Origin of the sequence: Limibacillus sp. (genome assembly GCA_037379885.1) — a bacterium.
In the GTDB taxonomy this organism is placed as follows: domain Bacteria; phylum Pseudomonadota; class Alphaproteobacteria; order Kiloniellales; family CECT-8803; genus JARRJC01.
This window is the reverse complement of sequence record JARRJC010000011.1, coordinates 45,542-64,501: the sequence shown is the minus strand read 5'-3', so window position 1 is coordinate 64,501 and position 18,960 is coordinate 45,542. Positions and strand designations below refer to the sequence as shown.

Genomic DNA, 18,960 nt, shown 5'->3' with positions numbered 1-18,960 from the left:
GGTGGTCATGGCCGCACCGACCGGCGGCGTGGTCTACACAACCCCCAGCCTCGGCCTCTCTTCGGTCGCCGACATCGGCAAGCTGAAGGGCCAGTCGCTGGTCTACGCCAGCCAGGGTGCGGCCTCGCTCGACCTGGTGCCGCTGCTGGGCTTCCGCCTGCTCGGCCTCGAGGTCAAGCACGTCTTCGGCTTCAAGGGGCGCGGCGATGGCCGCCTCGCCTTCGAGCGCGGTGAGACGAACATCGACTACCAGACCTCCTCCGCCTACCTGAAGAACGTGGTCCCCCTGGTCGAAGCCGGCCAGGCCGTCCCGCTCTTCTCCTGGGGCGTGTTGGACGAAGACGGCAACCTGATGCGCGATCCGACCTTCCCGGACCTCCCGCACTTCGGCGAGGCCTACGAGATCATGACCGGCATGGCGCCCTCGGGTGAGGATTACGACGCCTACTTCGCCTTCTTCACCGCCGGCTTCCCGGCCCAGAAGATGGTCTTCCTGCCCCAGGGCAGCTCCGACGAGCTGGTGGCGGCCTACCAGACGGCCTTCGAGATGATGAAGGCCGACCCTGAGTACATCGCCAACAAGGAATCGGTGCTCGGCAGCTATGAGCAGGTAACCGGCAAGGCGGCCCAGGCGCTCTACGAGAAGGGGACCACCATTTCCCCGGAACTGCGCAAGCGCGTCGTCGACATGCTGGTCGGCGAGTACGAAGTAAAGCTCGGCGCGGAGTAACCCCCAAGCGGAGCTGAGAAAGACCGGCGGATTCCTGTCGACCAGGAACCGCCGGTCTTTTCCTTTGAGCAGGCCACGAGACCCCCTCCCCCTTCGCAACGACGAAAGGCCGCTTTGCCGTGTTTGACGTATTTCTGACCGCGATCCTCGACCTGCTGACGCTGCAGCATCTCGCCTACATGATGATCGGCGTCACCGTCGGGCTCGCCATCGGCATCTTTCCCGGCCTCGGCGGCATCGCTGGTCTCTCCCTGCTGATGCCCTTCCTCTATGGCATGGACGACATCTCCGCGCTCGCCATGCTGATCGGTCTGGTCGCGGTGATCCCGACCTCCGACACCTTCTCTTCCGTGCTGATGGGGATCCCGGGCTCCTCGGCCTCTCAGGCAACGGTCCTGGACGGTTTTCCGCTCGCCAAGCAAGGACAGGCGGCACGGGCGCTCTCGGCGGCCTTCGTCGCCTCCCTCTTCGGTGGACTGTTCGGCGCCATCGTCTTGACCGGTTTCGTGCTGATCGCGCGGCCGATCATCCTTGCCTTCGGCTCAGCCGAACTCTTCATGCTCTCGGTCTTCGGTCTTTCAATGGTCGGCGTGCTGGCGGGGCGGTCGCTCTCCAAGGGCATCGCCGCCTGCGGCCTCGGTCTCGTTCTCGGTTCCATCGGCGCAGCGCCGGCCACCGGCGAGTTCCGCATGGTCTTCGGCATCGACTACCTCTATGACGGCATCCCCCTGGTGGTGGTGGGCCTCGGCCTCTTCGCCATCCCTGAGATCGTCGACCTGCTGCGGCGCGACCGCTCCATCGCCCAGAGCGGTGGTGGCGATGGCTCCGCGCTCGGCTCGGGCTGGCTGACCGGGATCAAGGACTGGGTCAAGAACTGGTTCCTCTCGCTGCGCTGCGCGGGCGTCGGTTGCCTGATCGGCGCCATTCCGGGCCTGGGCGGTTCGGTGGTCGACTGGATCGCCTATGGCCACGCCGTGCAGACCACCAAGAAAGACCCGCAGTTCGGCAAGGGCGACATCCGCGGCGTGATCGCGCCGGAAAGCGCGAACAATGCCAAGGAGGGCGGCGGTCTGCTGCCGACCCTGCTGTTCGGCATTCCCGGCTCCGGCTCCATGGCGATCTTCCTGGGCGGCATGGTCCTGATCGGGATCGAACCCGGCCCCTCGATGGTCACCAGCGATCTGAACATCACCTATTCCATCATCTGGTCCTTGGCCTTGGCCAACGTATTTGGCGCGGGCCTTTGCATCCTCCTCGCCTCGCCCATCGCACGGCTGACCACCATCCCCTTCCCGCTCCTTGCGCCCTTCATGATCTCGATCATCTGCTTTGCGGCGTTCCAGGCCACACGCTCGCTGGCGGACCTCGTGGCGCTGCTGGCGATCGGTCTTCTGGGCATCTTCCTGCGCCGCTTCGGCTGGCCGCGCCCGGCTCTGCTGATCGGGTACGTGCTGGCCCCACAGGCCGAGACCTACCTTTATCAGGCGTTGCAGTTCTATGACTGGGGATTCCTGACGCGGCCGGGCGTCCTCATCATCGCGGGGCTGATCGCGGTTTCGGTCTGGTACGGCGCGCGCAACCGCGTGGACGACTCCGCGCCGCTCGAAAAGCAGCCCAAGGACGCGGCCCTCGTAGCCGGGCGCGCGCCGCTCAGCGCGCGCGGACCGCAGATCGCCTTCCTGCTGCTGGCGCTGGGGATCTTCGGCTACGCCATCTACGACGCCTTGACCCAGTCCTTCCTGGGGGCGGTCTTCCCCGCCTCGGTCGCCGCCGTCACCGGCTTCTTCGCGCTGATGCTGATGGGCGTGCTGGTGCTGGGCAGCAACGCCAGCCCGGCGATCTACGACCATGAGTTCGACGGCGACCATGTCGGGCAAGCGGGGGTAAGCTCCCTTTGGAGCGGCGCGTTCTGGATTGCCTTGCTGGTCGGCCTCACCGCGCTGCTCGGCTTCTATCTCGCGCTGGTCATCTTCTTCCTGTCTTTCCTGGCGCTGAGGGCGAAGGCGGGGCCGGTGAAACTGCTGGTGCTGACCGGCGCGGCGGCGCTCTTCATGCTGCTCTTGGCCGATGCGCTCAACCTCAATTTCCCAAGAGGCTTGCTGCAGGACTACTTGGACTTGCCCTGGCCACTGCGTTGAAGCGCCGCCATTGGATAAAGGACGGCGGTCTAGCCGCCTAGGGGCGCCCGTGCGGTGTTGGCAGGTACTCAACCGACGGACGGCTGCGCAGAGGCTGCGGATATAGCTCCATCATGTCGTAGACCTCCTGGGGCATGTCCCGGGAGACCGGCAGGCCCAGCGCCTCAGCTTCCTTGTCCGTGATGGGGTAGTCGTGCGTCCAGCGCCCGGAGGTGAGCATGCGGGCGATCTCCTCCGCTCGTTCCGGAGGCAGGCGCCCTTCCAACAGATCGATCACGGCTTCTTTAAGCTGGCGCAGCGCCTTCTCGGAAACGTCGGCGAGGATGAGAGTTTCGTCCTCCACTTCGTCGAGCGACTTATTGCGCGCGACCGCCACGATCGAGACAGCCGGCTTGCCGGCAATCTGAGGGTCAACCGGCCCCAGGACCGAGTGGTGGGTCATGATTATCTCGTCCGCCGCCAACGCCAGCAGCGTGCCGCCGGACATCGCATAGTGCGGAACCAGGACCGTTACCTTGCCTTTGTGGTGCTTGAGCGCACGGGCAATCTGCAAGGCCGCCAGCACGAGCCCTCCAGGCGTCTGCAGGATAAGGTCGATGGGCATCTCCGGGTCCGTCTCGTGGATCGCGCGCAAGACGCGCTCCGAATCGTCAATGTCGATGTATCGCATCACTGGAAAGCCCAAGAGGCGCATCGTCTCCTGCCGGTGGACCAGCAGGATCACCCGCGAGCCGCGCTGCCGTTCCATCTGAGATATCTTCCGCTGACGCAGCGCCTGCTGCACGCGCTGTTGAAACAGCGGCTGAAAAAGCATCACCAGAAGCAGAACCCAGAAAAGACCTGAAAGATCCATCGCAATAGCGCTCCTATCTCCAGGTCGCCATGGGGTTGAACCCAGCGCCGCCTCTTCCCGGAAGCCGATGGGACACAGCGACCTCCGCGACTTTAATGGTCAAAGCCCAGTTTCGTCTTCAGATGCTCATCAGTACGCGAAAGATCTCGTCTTTCAGGGCGAGGCGCTTGTCCTCCAACTCTTTCGTGACCGCCACGGGCATATCGTCTTCAAGTTCTTCCATGCGATCAATCTCCCGGACGATCGCGTCATATTCATCGCTCAAGCGCCGAAAGTGGGAATGATTCTCTCTTAGCTCGTCGATCTTCTCGCTGTGCTCGGGAAACTCTCGCGCTAGGTCGCCTCTGCTACGGCTCATGGCTCAATACCTCCTCGAAGATCTTTGTCGCTGCCTCCAGGCTAGCCTTTGAGGGTGGGGCGGCGCTTTGAGCCATATCAAGCCACCGTCTGGAGCCGCTGGTCGCCGGGACGAATTGACCTTTGGCTCGCCGCTGCTACTTCCCTTCGCATGCAGGATCGACATCAACAGCAGGCGGCCCACCCGAAAGCCACGGTCTTCTTTGACGGGGGATGCCCTCTTTGCCGCCGTGAGATCGGCTTCTACAGGAGCCGGCGCGGCGGCGACCAGATCGCATGGATCGACGTGAGCGAGGCAGACAAGAACGAGGAGGTGGCGCCCGGGCTTTGCACGGAAGCGGCCCTGGCCCGGTTCCACCTTCGTGACGAAGAGGGCCGGATCATCAGGGGCGGGCGCGCCTTCGCCCATCTCTGGAGCTTGTTGCCCGGTTTTCGGCCTTTTGGACGGCTTCTGCTTCTTCCGCCGCTCTCCTGGTTGCTCAACCCGGCCTATGACCTTTTCTTGAAGTTTCGACCGGGCCTACAGCGTCTGATGGCGCGGCCTTAAGGGTCCCACGACGGATAGCGGATCCAAGGGGAGCAGATGCATCATTTCTATTCGGATACCCAGACCAGGCCGCCCAAGGCGATGCGCGAAGCCGCCTTATCCGTCGAGTTGGGCGACGAGCGTCATGATGAAGATCCCTCGACCAACGAGCTCTGTGAGCGCGTTGCTGCGATGCTGGGCATGGAAGCCGCTGTCTTCCTGCCCTCCGGAACCATGTGCAACGAGATCGCCATAGCGGTTCATTGCCGCCCCGGCGACGAGATCATCTGCACGCGCGAGAGCCACATCATCTTCGCGGAGAGCGGCGGTCCGGCGGCCCTCTCGGGAACGATGCTTTATCCCATCGACGGGGAGCGGGGCATGCTGAGCCCTGAGCAAGTAGAAGAGGCGATCAGGCCGCGCTCAGCCCACGCACCGCGCAGCCGTCTGCTCGTGGCCGAGCAAACGTCCAACCTCGCAGGCGGCGCCGTTTGGCCTCTCGAACAACTGCGCGCCGTTGCCGACACCGCCAAGGCGGCCGGGCTCGCCACCCATCTGGACGGAGCCCGGCTTCTCAACGCCCAGGTGGCCACCGGGATCGCAGCAGGCGACTACGCCCGAGGATTCGATAGCGCCTGGATCGCCTTCACCAAGGGCTTGGCCTGTCCGGTGGGCGCGGTCCTGGCGGGCTCGAAGAGCTTCATAGAAGAGGCTTGGCTGCTTAAACGCCGCTGGGGAGGCGCGATGCGCCAGACCGGCGTCTTGACCGCCATGTGTCTCTGGGCATTGGATCACCATGTGGAGCGGCTGGCCGAAGACCACGCCCTCGCCGCCAAAATCGGTCAGCGCTTGGAGCGCTCGCCAGCGATCAAGCGGGTTCTGCCGGTCGAAACCAACATCGTGATCGCCGACCTTTCGGATGCCGCACCCGATGCCCCGACGGCGGCCCGGCGCCTTCGGGAAAAGCAACTTTCAGTCACGGTCGTGGGCAAGCGCCGCATTCGCATAGTGACCCACCTCGAAGTGGACGAGGCGGCTGCGGAGGTGCTCCTCAACGCAATCGACGCGCTGGTGTGAAAACACGCAAGGGGATCTGCCGCTGTCGGGCCGATCACAGTTCTTCCTTCACCTGCCCGTAGGCCAGCAGGGTGAAAAGCGCGGTGCCGCCGATCACGTTGCCCAGCAGTGCTGGAACGAAGAACGTGAAGAGGTAGTCGCCGGCGCCGATCTCTGAGCTGACCAACAGCAGAAGCGCTTCTGAGGAACCGGCGACGACGTGAGCCATATCCCCAAGAGCGATCAGATAGGTCACCATCACGATAACCCAGAATTCCGAGCCCTCGGCACTCGGCATCATCCAAACGGCCGTCGCGATCAGAAAGCCGGCAGGCACGCCTTGCAGCAACATCTCGGTTGCCGAGCGGTCCATGAAATGGCGGGCCAGGCTCATGAACTCAGCGAGCTGGGCGTCGGTGAAAATTCCACTGAACACAGCGGCCAGAGCGAACAGAAGAGTGCCCACGATGTTGGCGGCGAGCACAATCCCCCAAAGGCGCGCCGTGCGTATCAAGCTCTCCGGGGTCTTCTTCGCGATGAGAGGCAAGACGGCCGTGATGGTGTTCTCGGTGAACAACTGGAAGCGGGCCAGGATGACGATCACGAACCCGACGCAGTATCCGAAGTTCTCAACAAGAGGCCGCCAGGGCGTCTCCGGCAGGTGCTGTCGCAGCAAGCCTTCGGCGACCACGGACATCGAGATGGCGATGCCCGCGGCAAGGCCGGACCACCAGAGCGAAAGCAAGGGCCGGCGCAGCTCCTCCTCACCCTCGGCGCGCACGATCTCGTACACCATGGGCGAGGTGGGACGTAGCTTGTTACCTACCTCCTTTGCCTCATCGTCCGAAAGTTTGGTGTTCCCTTCCTTTCGTCGACCTTTCTCCGGGGCCATGGGCTCTCCTTTGCCAGAAAATGAAGTGGACAGTTCGCGCTTGCTGGAAGCCCCTCACCTTGCAACAGGCTGCCAGGAACCGAACCGCTACAACTCCGAAAAAGCGATCAAGCGACCGCAGGTAAGAGCGCCCAGCCAGCAGCCCAGGGCTATCAGGGCGTGCAACCGAAGCCGCGGGCGCGGCGCGGTTTCCAGCGTGAGGCCGTAGCGCCAATGGGCATAGAGCGCCGAGGCGGCCCCCAGAGCAATGAGTAGCAGCTTCGCCTGAAGGACCCCCACCTCGGCGTAGTCCGTGGCCTTGACGGAAAAGAGCGCCAGCCCCGCGGCGGCGGCCAACAAGAGCCCGAGCGCGGCCGTGGGAACCAAGACCCGCGCCAGCACCGCTTGAGGCAGCCCCGGCCAGGCGCCCAAAAGCTTCAGGCTCCAGGGAACGACCGAACCCACCAGCGCTGCTATGCCCAGTACGTGCAGGGTGCTGAGCGCTGCATAGCCCCAGCGCGAGAGCCGGAAGTAGGACGCGAGGCTACTCGCCTCGAGGTCGGCGAGAAGCGCCTCCAGCATTGCTAGCTGCGGTCCGGGTAAAGCGGATACTCCCGATCCCCGAGGAAGATCCGCTCGGCTTTCAGGAGCTTGTCTTCCGCCCTCGCCGAGGGCTCTCCGATGATCCGAATCTCGACGCCCTCGCTCAGGTCCCCATCCTTCAGCCCGGCCCGCTCATTGCGCCAGGGTTGGCCGACCTCGACGGTCCATAGCTCCCCTTCGACAGCGACCTTCAAGACGCCATGCGGGTTGCCAAGCTTTGCTTCCGTGATGACGCCTGTCAGGTCGATGTTGCCGCCGCTGGTCCAGGACCAGCCGTGATGCGCGAGGGTAAGCCCGCTCTGCACGGCAAGGCCCAGGGCCAAGAACACAGCTAGTATTTTCGACTTCATGCTCGCTCTCCCGATCGTTTGAGCCGCGCCAGCCGCGGCAATTCTCTCACCAGAAAGAGCTTGGTGCTCTCACCCGAAATGTCTAGCGGGCGCCCTTCTTACTGGAACATCTCCGGCGTTGTGGCGGCCAGTTGCTCGTAGACCGGCTGGAAGTGGAGCCAGCCGATGTATTCGCTGCCGACATGCTCACGGCTGTAACGGGCGGCTTCGTCGGGCACCTGGATCGGCGCGCCGCCGGCGGCCTCCACCATCAGCTGCTGCTGGCAGCAACGCTCCAGCGCGGCGAACCAGAAGGCGGCTGAATCGATGGAGTGGCGGCTTGCGGTGAAGAGGCCGTGGTTCTGGTGGATCGCCGCCTTGACGCCCTTGAAGGCGCGCGCGACACGCGGCCCGGCGTCGTCCTCCACCGCCACCGCGCCAGCATCTTCCTTGATCACCGTGTGGTCCTCAAAGAAGGCGCAGGCGTCCTGGGTGATCGGGGCTAGCGGCTTGCCCAGCGCGGCGAAGGCCGTGCCGTAGACCGTGTGCGCATGGCACATCGCCAGGATGTCGGGATGCTCCTCATGCACGGCGGCGTGCAGCACGAAGCCAGCGCGGTTCACCGCATAGTCGCCTTCGACGACCTTGCCCGCATGGTCCACCAGGATCAGGTTCGACAGCTTCACCTGATCGAAGTGAACCGCCATGGGGTTGGTCCAGTAGAGCTCGGGATGCTCCGGATCGCGGATCGTCAGATGTCCGGCGAAGCCGTAGTCCAGCTTCTGCTGGGCGAAAAAGTGACAGGCGGCGACGAGGCGCTTCTTGCGATAGAGGCGCAGCTCCTCGTTCGAGTTGAAATGAGGCTCCTCCGGGAACTTCAGACCTTCCTGCTCCGGCTGATAGATGGAAACGCGGTTGCCGAGATCGACCATGATTTTGGGGTTCTCCTACTAGGGGATGGTGGTTGCGATGGGGCGTGTACGCCTTATGCGGAGGCGCGCCGTTTCTGTTCCGCCTCGTCCCAGGCGGTGAGGGGTTGATAGTCGGGCACGAAGCCAAGGCCCTTCTGCGCATCGGAAGACACGGCCTGCTGCGTGGTGATCACGTCGACGACGGCGGGCGCGTTCTCCAGCGCCCGTGCGATCGCCGCCTCCAGGTCCTCGGCCTTCGTCACCTGCTCGCCGTGCGCGCCGAGGGCGCGCGCCATGGCGGCGTAGTCGCAGTGACTGAGCGTCGTGCCGACCACGCGGCCGCCGTAGTTGAACTCTTGATCGAAGCGCTCGATGTTCCAGGCGGCGTTGTTGGAGACGATGAAGACCGCCTTCGCGCCGTGCCGCACGGCCGTGTCGATCTCCATGGCGTTGATGCCATAGGCGCCGTCGCCGTTGACCGAAATCACCTGACGGCCGGGACAGGCGAGCGCGGCGGCCGCGGCGAAGGGCACGCCCACGCCCAGGCACCCGAAGGCGCCGGCATCCATGTAGGTGCGCGCCTGCAGCCCGATCCGCGCGAAGCTGAGCAGATCGCCGCCATCGGCCACGGCCAGGTAGTCCGGCGCGGCGACGGCCTTGATCGCATCGAAGATCGCCATGGGATGGATCTTCCCGTCCTCTCCATAGCTTGGGCTTTTCGCCGCTTCGGCCTTGGCGAGACGTTCGCGGTGCTTGCCGCGCAGGCCGTCCAGCCAGCCCTGATCGCGCTCTCCGGCATTCGTGCCAAGGGCCGCCGTCAAGGCCTCCAGCGCCAGATCGACGCTCGCCAGGATTTCAGGCTCGCCGCGCCGGTTGTCGATCAGCTCCCCCGGATTGTCTGAGATGCGCAGGAAGCGGGCGTCCGGGAAGACCGCCGGCGAGCCGTAGCCCAGCTGGTAGTCGAGCTTGCGGCCCAGGGTGATGACAAGGTCGGCCTGGCTCATGGCCGCGGCCCGGACCGACCCGACGAAAGCCGGATGATCGGACGCGATCAGGCCCCGGCTCTCCTGCGTATCGAGATAGAGCGCGTCGGCCGCCTCCAGAAAGCGGGTCAGCGCCTCCCCGGCCCCGCGGGCGCCGCGCCCGCTGACCACCAAGGGACGGCGCGCCTTGCGCAGCGCCTCCACGGCCTCGGCGACCGATTGCGGATCGGGTATCGGGCGGCGACGCGGCTTCGCGCGCAGCCAGTCCGTCAGGACCAGCTGGTCGGGCAGATGCTGGCGCAGCACATCGGTCGGAAACTCGATATAGGACGGCCCCGGCTCGAAGCCGTCGCCCTCGGCCCGCGAGATGGCCTCATCCAGCTCGCGCAGCGCCTGATCGGGGACGCGCGCGGTCCGGGAATAGCGGGTGACCGGGCGCAGGATCTCGACATGCGGAATATCCTGCAAGGGCCCCATGTTGGCCTGCGGGCGGGAGGTGCAGCCGCCGATCAGCAGAACGGGAACGCGCGCCAGGCTGGCGTTGGCCATGCTGGTCACGGTGTTGGTGACGCCCGGCCCGGCGGTGACCATGGCGACGCCGAGGCTATCCGTCAGTTCCGCATGGGCATGAGCCATGTGCACCGCCGCCCGCTCATCGCGCACATCGACGATGCGGATACCCAGCCGCGCGAGGTGATCCCAGATCGGCTGGATGTGGCCGCCCTGCAATCCGAAGATCCGGTCGACACCGCGCTGCTTCAGAGCCTGGGCGATCCAGGCGGCGACGCTCTTGGCGTCCGCGTTCAGGTCCTGTCTGGGTGTCTGGTTCGGGGACTCGCTCATGGCGCTCTACTCCTGATTTGCTTTGTTTGCGGCCCGGCGCTTCGCCAGCAGGTCGCGCAGTTCGCGGTGAAGGATCTTGCCGGTCGCGTTCCTGGGCATCTCCTCGGGCGCGAGGAAGACGATCTCGCGCGGCCGTTTGTAACCGGCCAGGCGGTCCTTGGCCCAAGCGATCAAGGCGGCCTCATCCAGTGTCTTGCCGCGCCGCAGGACGACGGCTGCCTGCACGCTCTCTCCCCATTTCGGGTCGGGCCTTCCGACCACGGCCACATCGCGCACCGCCGGGTGCGCGCCAAGGACGGTCTCCACTTCGGAGGGGTAGATGTTCTCTCCGCCGGAGATGATCAGGTTCTTCTTTCTGTCGATCAGCCGGATGAATCCGTCTTCGTCCCGCAGCGCGATGTCGCCCACGGTCAGGTAGTCGCCCCGCAGCACCTCCGCCGTCTTCTCCGGGTTCTTCCAGTAGCCGTCGAAGCAATAGGGGCTGCAGGAGAAAAGCTCACCGGGCTGCCCGTCCGGCACCTCCAGGCCCTCGTCGTCGAGCAGGCGGATGGGCTGAGAGCCGACCACCTCGCGCCCGACCGAGCCGAGTTTCTCGAACTGCTCGTGGGGGTGCAGCATGGTCACCCAGCCCGCCTCGGTCGACCCGTAGAGCTCGAAGAGGCCGGAGTTGGGAAACATCTCCATGATCGCCCGCTTGGTGTCGGCCAGCGCCGGCGCGGAGGAGATCATGAGCTTCTCGACCCGCTCGAAGCCGCTTGCGGCGCGCTCAGCCTCCGGCACCTCCAGCAGCATCGTGTACTGGGTCGGCACGAGAGAGGTGAAGCTTGCGCCCGTGTCGGCGAAAGCCCGGAGACAGCGCGCCGGGTCGAAACTCTTCTGGGAATAGATCGCCACCCCTCCCCCGCAGTAGACGAAGGAGGTGAAGAAGTTGAGGGAGTTCGCATGGCACATGGGCATGACCAGGAGCGCGGTGTCCCGGCGATGCAGCGACAGCTCCACCTCTGTCATCAGCGCCAGCATCGCCATGCCCCGATGGCCGCGGATGGCGCCCTTGGGCCGGCCCGTGGTGCCGGAGGTGTACATGAGGCACCAGGGATCGTCGGCGCCGACCTCCACCGTGGGCTCCCGGTCCGAGGCCCCGGCGATCAGGTCTTCGTAGCCGCCCCCTGTTGCCGCCGGATCGTCCGGCGAAGCGAAGGTCAGGATGCGGCTGTCGGGAAGGTCGATCGAGGTTCGGACCTCCTCCAGCACAGCGCACAGCGGCGGATCGACCAGGATCGCAGCCGCACCGCTGTCCTCCAGGATGTGCAGCGCTTCCTGACCCGTCAGGCGGAAGTTGATCGGCACCGCGACCAGCCCGGCTTTGGCCGTCGCCGCGTAGATCTCGGCCCACTCGATGCGGTTGTAGGCGAGAACCGCCACCCGGTCGCCCTTCGAAAGACCGAGCCCGAGCAGGCCGTTGGCCAGCCGGCAGGCGCGTTCGTTCCATTCGCGGTAGGTCATGGCCCGCGTGAAGTCCTGCGCGGCGCGCCGATCCGGTTGCAAGCGGGCCTGAGCGGTCAGGACCTGGCCCAATGTCAGCGGTGCTTTCAACATCTCGGTTACTCGATCAAACGGACCTAGGAGGCCGCACTCTCTGCCGGGGCCAAGAGGCTGTCCGGGCTGGCGCCATAGGCTTCGGCGAGCGCGGAAGCGGCAATGCCGATATGGTCGGACGCCCGCGTTTCCGCGAGCTGCTCGTCGCCCGCCACGACGGCGGCCAGGATGGCGGCATGCTGGCTCCAGATGCTGACCGGCGGCTGGGCGCGGCGAAGCACATCGCTCATCACCCGGCGCAGAAAGCGCCAATGCACTTCAGCGGTGCCTGTCAGCAAAGGATTGCCGGACGCTTCGTAGATCAGCTTGTGGAAGGCTTCATCGGCGCGTATTTGCTCAAGCGTGTCCTTCCGCTCGACCGCGCCGAGGCCACGCTCGATCATGGCGCTCCCGGCCTCTTCGATCTGCGCCGCCACCGCCGGGTCCTGCTTGGCGCGGAGCGCCGCCGAACGCGCCGCCAAACCGTCGAGGGCGGCGCGGATGGCGTAGTGATGCTGCATCAGGGTCAGGTCGAGTTCGGCGACCCGCAGACCGCGCTTGCCGATCTCCTGGATCAATCCATCCGACTTCAGCAGCGCCAGCGCCTGCTGAACCGGCTGCCGGGACACGCCGAAGCGCTCGGCCAGTTGCTCCTGCACCAAATGCGCCCCCGGCGGCAGAACGCCGTCGCAAATTTCATCGAGAATGGCCTGATAGACCTGCTCTGTGAGACCCGGCGCTGTTTGAATGATCGACATGGCGGACACTCAATTGAATTCTGAATTCAGAGTTCAATACGCGAAATCCCCTTCGACCGTCAAGCCAAATGCGACGGGGTCGCTTGGCCGGTCCTCGGATAGCGCTACCTGAAGCAGGAGTTTCATGTTGCAAAGCGCTTTATTGAATTGCGTTAATCAGTGAAGTCACACTCCATTGGCGGCGGAAGCAGGGCTTTTTCATTCCATGGTTCAAGATGGCAAGGTTTTCGTCGGGGCCGCTCCATCAAGCGACGGCGGCATCTCCCCTCAGTTTCTCGAACTTTCCCGCGCGAACCGGCATGGCCTGATCGCCGGGGCGACCGGCACCGGCAAGACGGTGACGCTTCAGATCCTGGCCGAGGGCTTCGCCCAGCAAGGCGTGCCGGTCTTCATGGCCGATGTGAAAGGCGACCTGTCAGGCATGAGCCAGCCCGGGGAACCCAAGGACTTCCTGTTCAAGCGGGCGGAGAAGATCGGGCTTTCGGACTACGGCTTCGCCCCCTCCCCGGTCGTATTCTGGGACGTCTTCGGCGAGAAGGGCCATCCCGTGCGCAGCACCATCTCGGAGATGGGCCCGCTGCTTCTCTCGCGCCTGCTTGAGTTGAACGATACCCAGGAAGGCGTCCTCTATGTCGCCTTCAAGGTGGCCGACGATCAGGGACTCTTGCTGCTCGATCTCAATGACCTGAGATCGATGCTGACCTTCCTTGGGGAGAACGCCGACACCATCGGCCGTGAGTACGGCAATGTCGCGGCCTCCTCGATCGGCGCCATTCAGCGCCGCCTTCTTGCCCTGGAATCGCAAGGCGCCGATCACTTCTTCGGGGAGCCCGCGCTGAAGCTGGCGGACTTCATGCGGACCACCTATGAGGGGCGCGGCTTCATCAACATCCTGGCGGCCGACACGCTGATCGAATCGCCAAAGGTCTATGGCACGGTCCTGCTCTGGCTGCTGTCCGAGCTTTTCGAGGACCTGCCGGAGGTCGGCGACCCGGACAAGCCCAAGCTGGTGTTCTTCTTCGACGAGGCGCACCTGCTGTTCGACGATGCGCCCAAGGCGCTGGTGGACCGGATCGCGCAGGTGGTCCGCCTGATCCGCTCCAAGGGCGTGGGGGTGTTCTTCGTAACGCAGAACCCGCTCGACCTGCCCGACGAGGTGCTGGGCCAGCTCGGCAACAGGGTCCAGCACGCGCTGCGCGCTTATACGCCGCGCGACGCCAAGGCGGTGCGCACGGCGGCCCAGACCTTCCGGCCGAACCCGGACCTCGACACCGAGCGGGTGATCACGGAGTTGGGCGTGGGCGAAGCCCTGACATCGCTTTTGGACCTGAAGGGCGTTCCGGGCATGGTTCAACAGACCCTGATCCGGCCCCCCTCCTCGCGCCTCGGCCCGGCCAGCGAGGCGGAGCGCAAGCAGGTCATGAGCCGCAGCCCCGTGGCCGGCATCTACGACCAGCCGGTCGACCGGGAATCCGCCCACGAAATCCTGACCGCCCGCGCCGAAGAGCTGACCCGCCAGCGCGAGGCGGCGGAGGCCGAGACCGCCGCCGAGAAGGCGCGGCAGAAAGCGGCGAAAAGCAGCAAAAGCGGTTCCAGCCGGCAGTCTGTCGGGGAAGCTTTCACCAAGTCCCTGGCGCGCGCGGTGGGAAGCCGCCTGGGCCGGGAGATCCTGCGCGGCGTCCTGGGGTCCTGGCGGCGCTGATAGACCTTTCCTTCAAGGGGCGGCGGCACGACCGCCCCGTCCATAAGAAACGATGCATCGCGGGCGGGAAAGAAATCGTCGTTCTGAGGTAGCAGAGAGGGAGAGCTTCCATGAGCTACAAGATCGAAGACATCGAAGGCATCGGACCGTCCTTTGCCAAGAAGCTGGCCAAAGCCGGCATCAAGACCACCGAGGGCCTCTTGAAGGCCTGCGCCACGCCGAAGGGCCGCAAGGCCACCGAGGAGGCCAGCGGCGTCGACGCCAAACGGCTCCTCAAATGGGCCAACATGGCCGACCTGATGCGCATCTCCGGCGTCGGCGAAGAGTATTCGGAACTGCTGGAGGCAGCCGGGGTGGATACCGTCAAGGAACTGCGCAACCGCAAGCCGGATAACCTGGCCGCCAAGATGGCCGAGGTGAACAAGGCCAAGAAGCTTGTCCGCCAGGTGCCCGGCGAAGTGCGGGTCGCCAAGTGGGTCGCCCAGGCAAAGACTCTGAAGCCCGCGATCACCTACTAGAGATAGGGCAAGGATCGACCGGGCGGCCTCTCTATTCCACGGTGATGCCGCCCGGATCGAACTCCGGCTCGGGATAGCGTGGATCCATGTCCTCTAGCGTCAGCCGCACGAGCCGGGCGGCGAGCGCATTCCTGCACCAGTTCCGGTCGGCCGGGATCACGTACCAGGGAGCCCAATCGGTGGAACAGCGCTCGATGGCCTGTTCGAAGGCCTCCTCGTAGTCGTCCCAAAGCTTGCGTTCCTCAAGGTCGCCCGGATTGAACTTCCAGTTCTTCTTCGGAATATCAATCCGCTCCTGCAGGCGCTCGCGCTGCTCTTCCTTCGAGACGTGCAGGAAGACCTTCACGATCCTGGTCCCATAGAACGCCAGCAGGCGCTCGAACTCGTTGATCTGGTCGTAGCGCGCCTCGATGACCGTCTTGTCCACCCAGCCGTGAACGCGCACCACCAACACGTCCTCATAGTGGGAGCGGTTGAAGATCGCGATCTCACCCTTGCCGGGGGCCTTGGCGTGAACCCGCCAGAGGAAGTCGTGGGCCAGTTCCTGTTCGGTGGGCTTCTTGAAGCTGTGAACGCGGATGCCCAGCGGATCGACCGGACCGAACACCTTCCTGATGGTCCCGTCCTTGCCTGCGGCGTCGGTCGCCTGAAAGATCAACAGGAGCGACTGCTTGCCCTCGGCAAAGAGGCGATCCTGCAAATGGTCGATCGCCCTCGTATCCTCCTCGAGAGAAGCCTCCGCTGCTTCACGGCTCTCGAAGAACGACTTGTCGCGCGGGTCCCAGTCCGAAAGGGACATCTTCTTTCCAGGCTTTGCGGCGAAGGCCTTATTGAACTTGGCTAGAGACATGGGGCGGGCTCACCTCTTTCATCCGATTCCTTCATAAGGGCCACAAACGCCGCCACAAGGACAAATCCTTTTGTGAAAAGCGGTTGGCGCTCCCGGTCAGCAGGGTATGCTCCCTATTCGGCTTCAATGACGCAAGGAGAGCGGCATGAATGGGGCGCGATCACCGATTACGCGAAAGGTTTGGATGGGCTTTGCCCTGATTGTCATGGCGGTCGTTCTGGCCCTGGTCCTGAGCTATCTCGCGTCCGGTTCCGACGAGCCGGAAAAGGGGTTGGTGGAAGGGTTGCAGAAGAAGGGAGAACCTCTGGCAGACTGCCTTCTCCGGATGGAAAGGGAGAATCCCTCCTATTCCGAGGAGTTGGTGAAGCGGCTTTGCGAGGGGCGATGACCCGGGGAAAGCACTGCTCGGGCAGGTCGAGGCCCGAAGAGAAAGGCTGGTGACGAGGTGAACCAGGATCAGGCAACGCTGTCGCTGCTGGCCGTCTCCACGTGGGTGCTGCCCCTTGTCTTCGCCATCACCTTGCACGAGGCCGCTCACGGCTATGTCGCCTGGAAACTGGGCGACGATACGGCCAAGCGGCAAAACCGCGTCAGCTTCAATCCTCTCCGCCATATCGACCTTCTCGGCACCATCGTGATACCGGGCCTCTTGGTCCTGTTGCGCTTCCCGCTGATCTTCGGATGGGCCAAGCCGGTGCCCGTCTCCTTCGCGCGGCTGCGTCACCCCCGACGCGATGCGATCCTGGTCGCGGCGGCGGGGCCGGGGATCAATTTCGCCATGGCCGTCGCGGCGGCCCTCTCGCTTCACCTGGTTCCCCTTGCCCCGGCGGGCGCGGCGGAGTGGGTCGAGAGCAACCTGCTCAACGCGATCTTCATCAACCTGCTTCTGGGGGTCTTCAATGGGCTTCCGCTGCCGCCTCTGGACGGTAGCCGCGTGGTCGCGTCTCTCCTGCCCGGAAGTTTGTCGCGCCGCTTCCTGGACCTGGACGCCTATGGGCTTTGGATCGTGTTGGGCCTTTTCTTCGCCCTGCCCCTGATCCTTGAAAGGGTCGGGATAAACTTCAACGCCTTCTACTGGCTCATCCTGGCGCCGGTCGACTGGCTGACGGAGATCATCGCCGGCCTGACGATGACGCGGATCATCCTGCCGGTCTGAGGAACTGGATAGAACCGCGGGCGCTAACGGATGTTGCTGACTTCGATCTCAAGCTGCGTGAGCTTGTCGTTGTCGCTCTCTTGCCTGGATTTCAGATCCTTGAGTTTCGACTCTAGATGCTGAAGACGGTCCTCCAGGACGCCCGCTTTCGCGGCCTGCCGCGTCCTGTCGATCAGATAGACAATCCATAGAACCACGATCAGCACCATGGCGATCAGGCTTGAGGTGATTTCCATTCTAGTTGCTCCTGATGGGAGATCTTCACGTCGCAGATTGCATTATATCTCAATTGAGAAGGAGTTGCGCAATCGGACAGAAAAGGGGGCGGCCCCTTTACTAGCTACCGGCAAGGAGGCACGATTCGCGGATGAACGCTCAGCTTGGCCGCGCGGTCTTTACACGAGACTTGGGAGGAATGGCCGTGGGCCGCGAAGGCTTTCTTCACCTGCCGCGCTTTGGCGCCTACCTCCAGCCTTCAGCTCAGCGCAGCGTGGGTGAGGCTATTCATCAATGAAGAAGGTCCTCGTCGTTGGCGGAGCGGGCTACATCGGCAGCCATTGCGCAAAGCTGCTGAGCGAGAGCGGGATCACCCCCATCGTCTTCGACAACCTGTCGACCGGCCACCGCGAAGCGGTCAAATGAGGACCCTTCTTCAAGGGCGACCTTCTGGACCCGGAGGCAGTCTCTCAGGTCTTCACGGACCAGCGGCCGGATGCGGTCGTCCATTTCGCCGCCCTGACCCTGATCCCCGAGTCACTGGAACATCCGGACCGCTACCACCGGAACAACGTCGCGGGCACGCTCAATCTCTTGGAAGCCATGAGGGCCCATGGGCTCACCAACCTGGTGTTCTCGTCGAGCTGCGCGGTCTATGGAGCCCCTGAGACAAGTCCCATCGACGAGAGCTTTTCCTGCGCGCCGATCAATCCCTACGGACAGACGAAGCTGGAGGCCGAGCGGGCCCTGAAGACCTTCTCCGAAGGCCAGGGCATCCGCTCCATAAGCCTCAGATACTTCAACGCCGCCGGCGCGGACCCGAGCGGCGAAATCGGCGAAGCCCACAGCCCCGAAACCCACCTGATCCCCCTCGCCCTCAGGGCCGCTTCGGGACAGGGAGCGGCGCTCGAGGTTTTTGGAAGCGACTTCAATACGCCAGACGGGACAGCCATCCGCGACTATATCCACGTAAACGACCTGGCCGCGGCTCACCTGGCCGCCCTTCGCTACCTTCGGGACGGCGGGCAGACGACCTCTGTCAACATCGGCACCGGAACAGGCGCATCGGTTCTGGAGATCGTCCAGGCAGCGGAAAAGGCCACGGGGCGGAAGGTCCCCTACTCCTTAAAGGACCGGCGCCCCGGGGATCCCGCCGAACTCGTCGCTGACCCCACGCTGGCAGAGAGCCTGCTCTCCTGGAGGGCAACGACCCCCTTGGCGCGGATCTTGAGCGACGCCTGGGGTTGGCACTCCAACCAAGCCTTCGGACTCTAAGCGACCCCCTCCCGCAGCCAAAACCGGTGAAAGCGCCAATCCGAAGGTTTGTATTCTCTATAATTGAGAGATACCTGCTTATGCATCATTCTTTACTCGTGAACGGGCTGAGGCGGAGGGTGAGACGATGCGGATGATCAAAACCACCATCTTCGGCGGGATACTGTTTCTCCTGCCCCTGGTGATCCTTGTGTTGGTCTTGGGCAAGGCCCTTCAACTCACCCTTCTCCTGGCAAAGCCGATCCAGACAATGGTCCCGGTTGAGAGCGTTGCGGGCATCGCTCTCATCGACCTCCTGGCCGTGATCTTGCTCCTGGCGGTCTGTTACCTCGCCGGGCTCGCAGCCAAGGTCGCTCTGATTAGATCCAAGGTGGGCGGACTGGACGAGGTCCTGGCGAACAACGTTCCGCTTTACGCCATCATCAAGACCATCATCTCTTCCATCGCCAAGGCGGAGGACGAGGCCGGCACGCTGCACCCGGTGATCGTCCGCTTCGACGACTATTCCCAGATCGCATTCGAGGTGGAACGCCAGGACGAGCAGGTCGTGATCTATCTGCCCGGCGCGCCGAGCCCTTGGTCGGGCTCCACCCTTCTCGTCGAAGCAAGCCGTGTCTCGCCGCTGGACATACCCGCAACCCAGGCGGTCAAGCTCTTGCGGGCCCTCGGACGGGGCTCGGCGAAGCTTGCCCAGCCCAGGGGGCGATAGG

19 protein-coding genes and 1 pseudogene are annotated in these 18,960 nt (G+C 64.3%); 9 read left to right on the top strand and 11 right to left on the bottom strand.

The genetic code is table 11. The features are described 5' to 3' along the window. Both P8X75_05835 and P8X75_05830 read left to right on the top strand, forming a co-directional pair. Positions 1–730 (top strand): tricarboxylate transporter (locus P8X75_05835; protein ID MEJ1994722.1); only part of this gene is annotated, 730 nt, incomplete at its 5' end. Positions 731–849: 119 nt separating this feature from the next. After that, complete coding sequence (locus P8X75_05830) at positions 850–2,868, top strand: tripartite tricarboxylate transporter permease (protein ID MEJ1994721.1); 2,019 nt, start codon at positions 850–852, stop codon at positions 2,866–2,868. A gap of 37 nt (positions 2,869–2,905) precedes the next feature. On the opposite strand, the gene P8X75_05825 is transcribed toward P8X75_05830, so the two are convergent. After that, complete coding sequence (locus P8X75_05825; GenBank protein ID MEJ1994720.1) at positions 2,906–3,721, bottom strand: ATP-dependent Clp protease proteolytic subunit; 816 nt, start codon at positions 3,719–3,721, stop codon at positions 2,906–2,908. Between the two features lie 118 nt (positions 3,722–3,839). Continuing rightward, positions 3,840–4,079 carry a DUF465 domain-containing protein gene (locus P8X75_05820; GenBank protein MEJ1994719.1) on the bottom strand — a complete coding sequence of 80 codons (240 nt, stop codon included), beginning with the start codon at positions 4,077–4,079 and terminating at the stop codon, positions 3,840–3,842. Between the two features lie 582 nt (positions 4,080–4,661). Here P8X75_05820 and P8X75_05815 point away from each other — a divergent pair. Beyond that, positions 4,662–5,681, top strand: coding sequence for a threonine aldolase family protein (locus P8X75_05815; GenBank protein MEJ1994718.1), 1,020 nt, complete (start codon positions 4,662–4,664; stop codon positions 5,679–5,681). Between the two features lie 34 nt (positions 5,682–5,715). Here the strand turns inward: P8X75_05815 and P8X75_05810 are convergent, their stop codons facing one another. The 7 genes from P8X75_05810 to P8X75_05780 all read right to left on the bottom strand — a co-directional run bounded on the left by P8X75_05810 (position 5,716) and on the right by P8X75_05780 (position 12,533). Next, positions 5,716–6,552, bottom strand: a complete 837-nt coding sequence (locus P8X75_05810; GenBank protein MEJ1994717.1) for a formate/nitrite transporter family protein — start codon at positions 6,550–6,552, stop codon at positions 5,716–5,718. An 87-nt stretch (positions 6,553–6,639) separates the two neighbouring features. After that, positions 6,640–7,113: a DUF2214 domain-containing protein gene (locus tag P8X75_05805; GenBank protein ID MEJ1994716.1), complete on the bottom strand. Its 474-nt coding sequence runs from the start codon at positions 7,111–7,113 to the stop codon at positions 6,640–6,642. A gap of 2 nt (positions 7,114–7,115) precedes the next feature. Further along, entirely contained in the window at positions 7,116–7,484 is a 369-nt protein-coding gene (locus P8X75_05800; GenBank protein ID MEJ1994715.1) for a DUF6152 family protein, read from the bottom strand. 98 nt (positions 7,485–7,582) lie between these two features. Beyond that, positions 7,583–8,395 (bottom strand): class II aldolase/adducin family protein, encoded by an 813-nt coding sequence (locus P8X75_05795; protein MEJ1994714.1) that lies wholly within the window; start codon positions 8,393–8,395, stop codon positions 7,583–7,585. 53 nt (positions 8,396–8,448) lie between these two features. Further along, a complete protein-coding gene (locus P8X75_05790; protein ID MEJ1994713.1) occupies positions 8,449–10,200 on the bottom strand; it encodes a thiamine pyrophosphate-binding protein in 1,752 nt (583 codons plus the stop codon). Positions 10,201–10,206: 6 nt separating this feature from the next. After that, the gene (locus tag P8X75_05785; GenBank protein MEJ1994712.1) at positions 10,207–11,796 is read right to left on the bottom strand and encodes an AMP-binding protein; all 1,590 of its coding nucleotides are present in this window, start codon (positions 11,794–11,796) and stop codon (positions 10,207–10,209) included. Between the two features lie 23 nt (positions 11,797–11,819). Continuing rightward, complete coding sequence (locus tag P8X75_05780) at positions 11,820–12,533, bottom strand: GntR family transcriptional regulator (GenBank protein MEJ1994711.1); 714 nt, start codon at positions 12,531–12,533, stop codon at positions 11,820–11,822. A gap of 205 nt (positions 12,534–12,738) precedes the next feature. On the opposite strand from P8X75_05780, the gene P8X75_05775 reads away from it, so the two are divergent. Together P8X75_05775 and P8X75_05770 are read left to right on the top strand one after the other, a co-directional pair. Beyond that, on the top strand, positions 12,739–14,235 hold the full coding sequence (locus P8X75_05775; GenBank protein ID MEJ1994710.1) for a DUF853 family protein: 1,497 nt from the start codon (positions 12,739–12,741) through the stop codon (positions 14,233–14,235). A gap of 110 nt (positions 14,236–14,345) precedes the next feature. After that, complete coding sequence (locus P8X75_05770; GenBank protein ID MEJ1994709.1) at positions 14,346–14,753, top strand: DUF4332 domain-containing protein; 408 nt, start codon at positions 14,346–14,348, stop codon at positions 14,751–14,753. A 31-nt stretch (positions 14,754–14,784) separates the two neighbouring features. Here the strand turns inward: P8X75_05770 and P8X75_05765 are convergent, their stop codons facing one another. Further along, entirely contained in the window at positions 14,785–15,603 is an 819-nt protein-coding gene (locus tag P8X75_05765; GenBank protein MEJ1994708.1) for a polyphosphate kinase 2 family protein, read from the bottom strand. A 145-nt stretch (positions 15,604–15,748) separates the two neighbouring features. Here P8X75_05765 and P8X75_05760 point away from each other — a divergent pair, with 145 nt between their 5' ends. Both P8X75_05760 and P8X75_05755 read left to right on the top strand, forming a co-directional pair. After that, on the top strand, positions 15,749–15,991 hold the full coding sequence (locus P8X75_05760; protein MEJ1994707.1) for a hypothetical protein: 243 nt from the start codon (positions 15,749–15,751) through the stop codon (positions 15,989–15,991). Positions 15,992–16,048: 57 nt separating this feature from the next. Beyond that, positions 16,049–16,759: a site-2 protease family protein gene (locus P8X75_05755; protein ID MEJ1994706.1), complete on the top strand. Its 711-nt coding sequence runs from the start codon at positions 16,049–16,051 to the stop codon at positions 16,757–16,759. A gap of 23 nt (positions 16,760–16,782) precedes the next feature. On the opposite strand, the gene P8X75_05750 is transcribed toward P8X75_05755, so the two are convergent. Further along, the gene (locus tag P8X75_05750; protein ID MEJ1994705.1) at positions 16,783–16,995 is read right to left on the bottom strand and encodes a hypothetical protein; all 213 of its coding nucleotides are present in this window, start codon (positions 16,993–16,995) and stop codon (positions 16,783–16,785) included. Between the two features lie 274 nt (positions 16,996–17,269). Here P8X75_05750 and galE point away from each other — a divergent pair. Next, a pseudogene (galE, locus tag P8X75_05745) lies at positions 17,270–18,250 on the top strand (UDP-glucose 4-epimerase GalE). A gap of 127 nt (positions 18,251–18,377) precedes the next feature. Further along, a complete protein-coding gene (locus tag P8X75_05740) occupies positions 18,378–18,959 on the top strand; it encodes a DUF502 domain-containing protein (GenBank protein MEJ1994704.1) in 582 nt (193 codons plus the stop codon). Position 18,960: the final 1 nt, after the last annotated feature.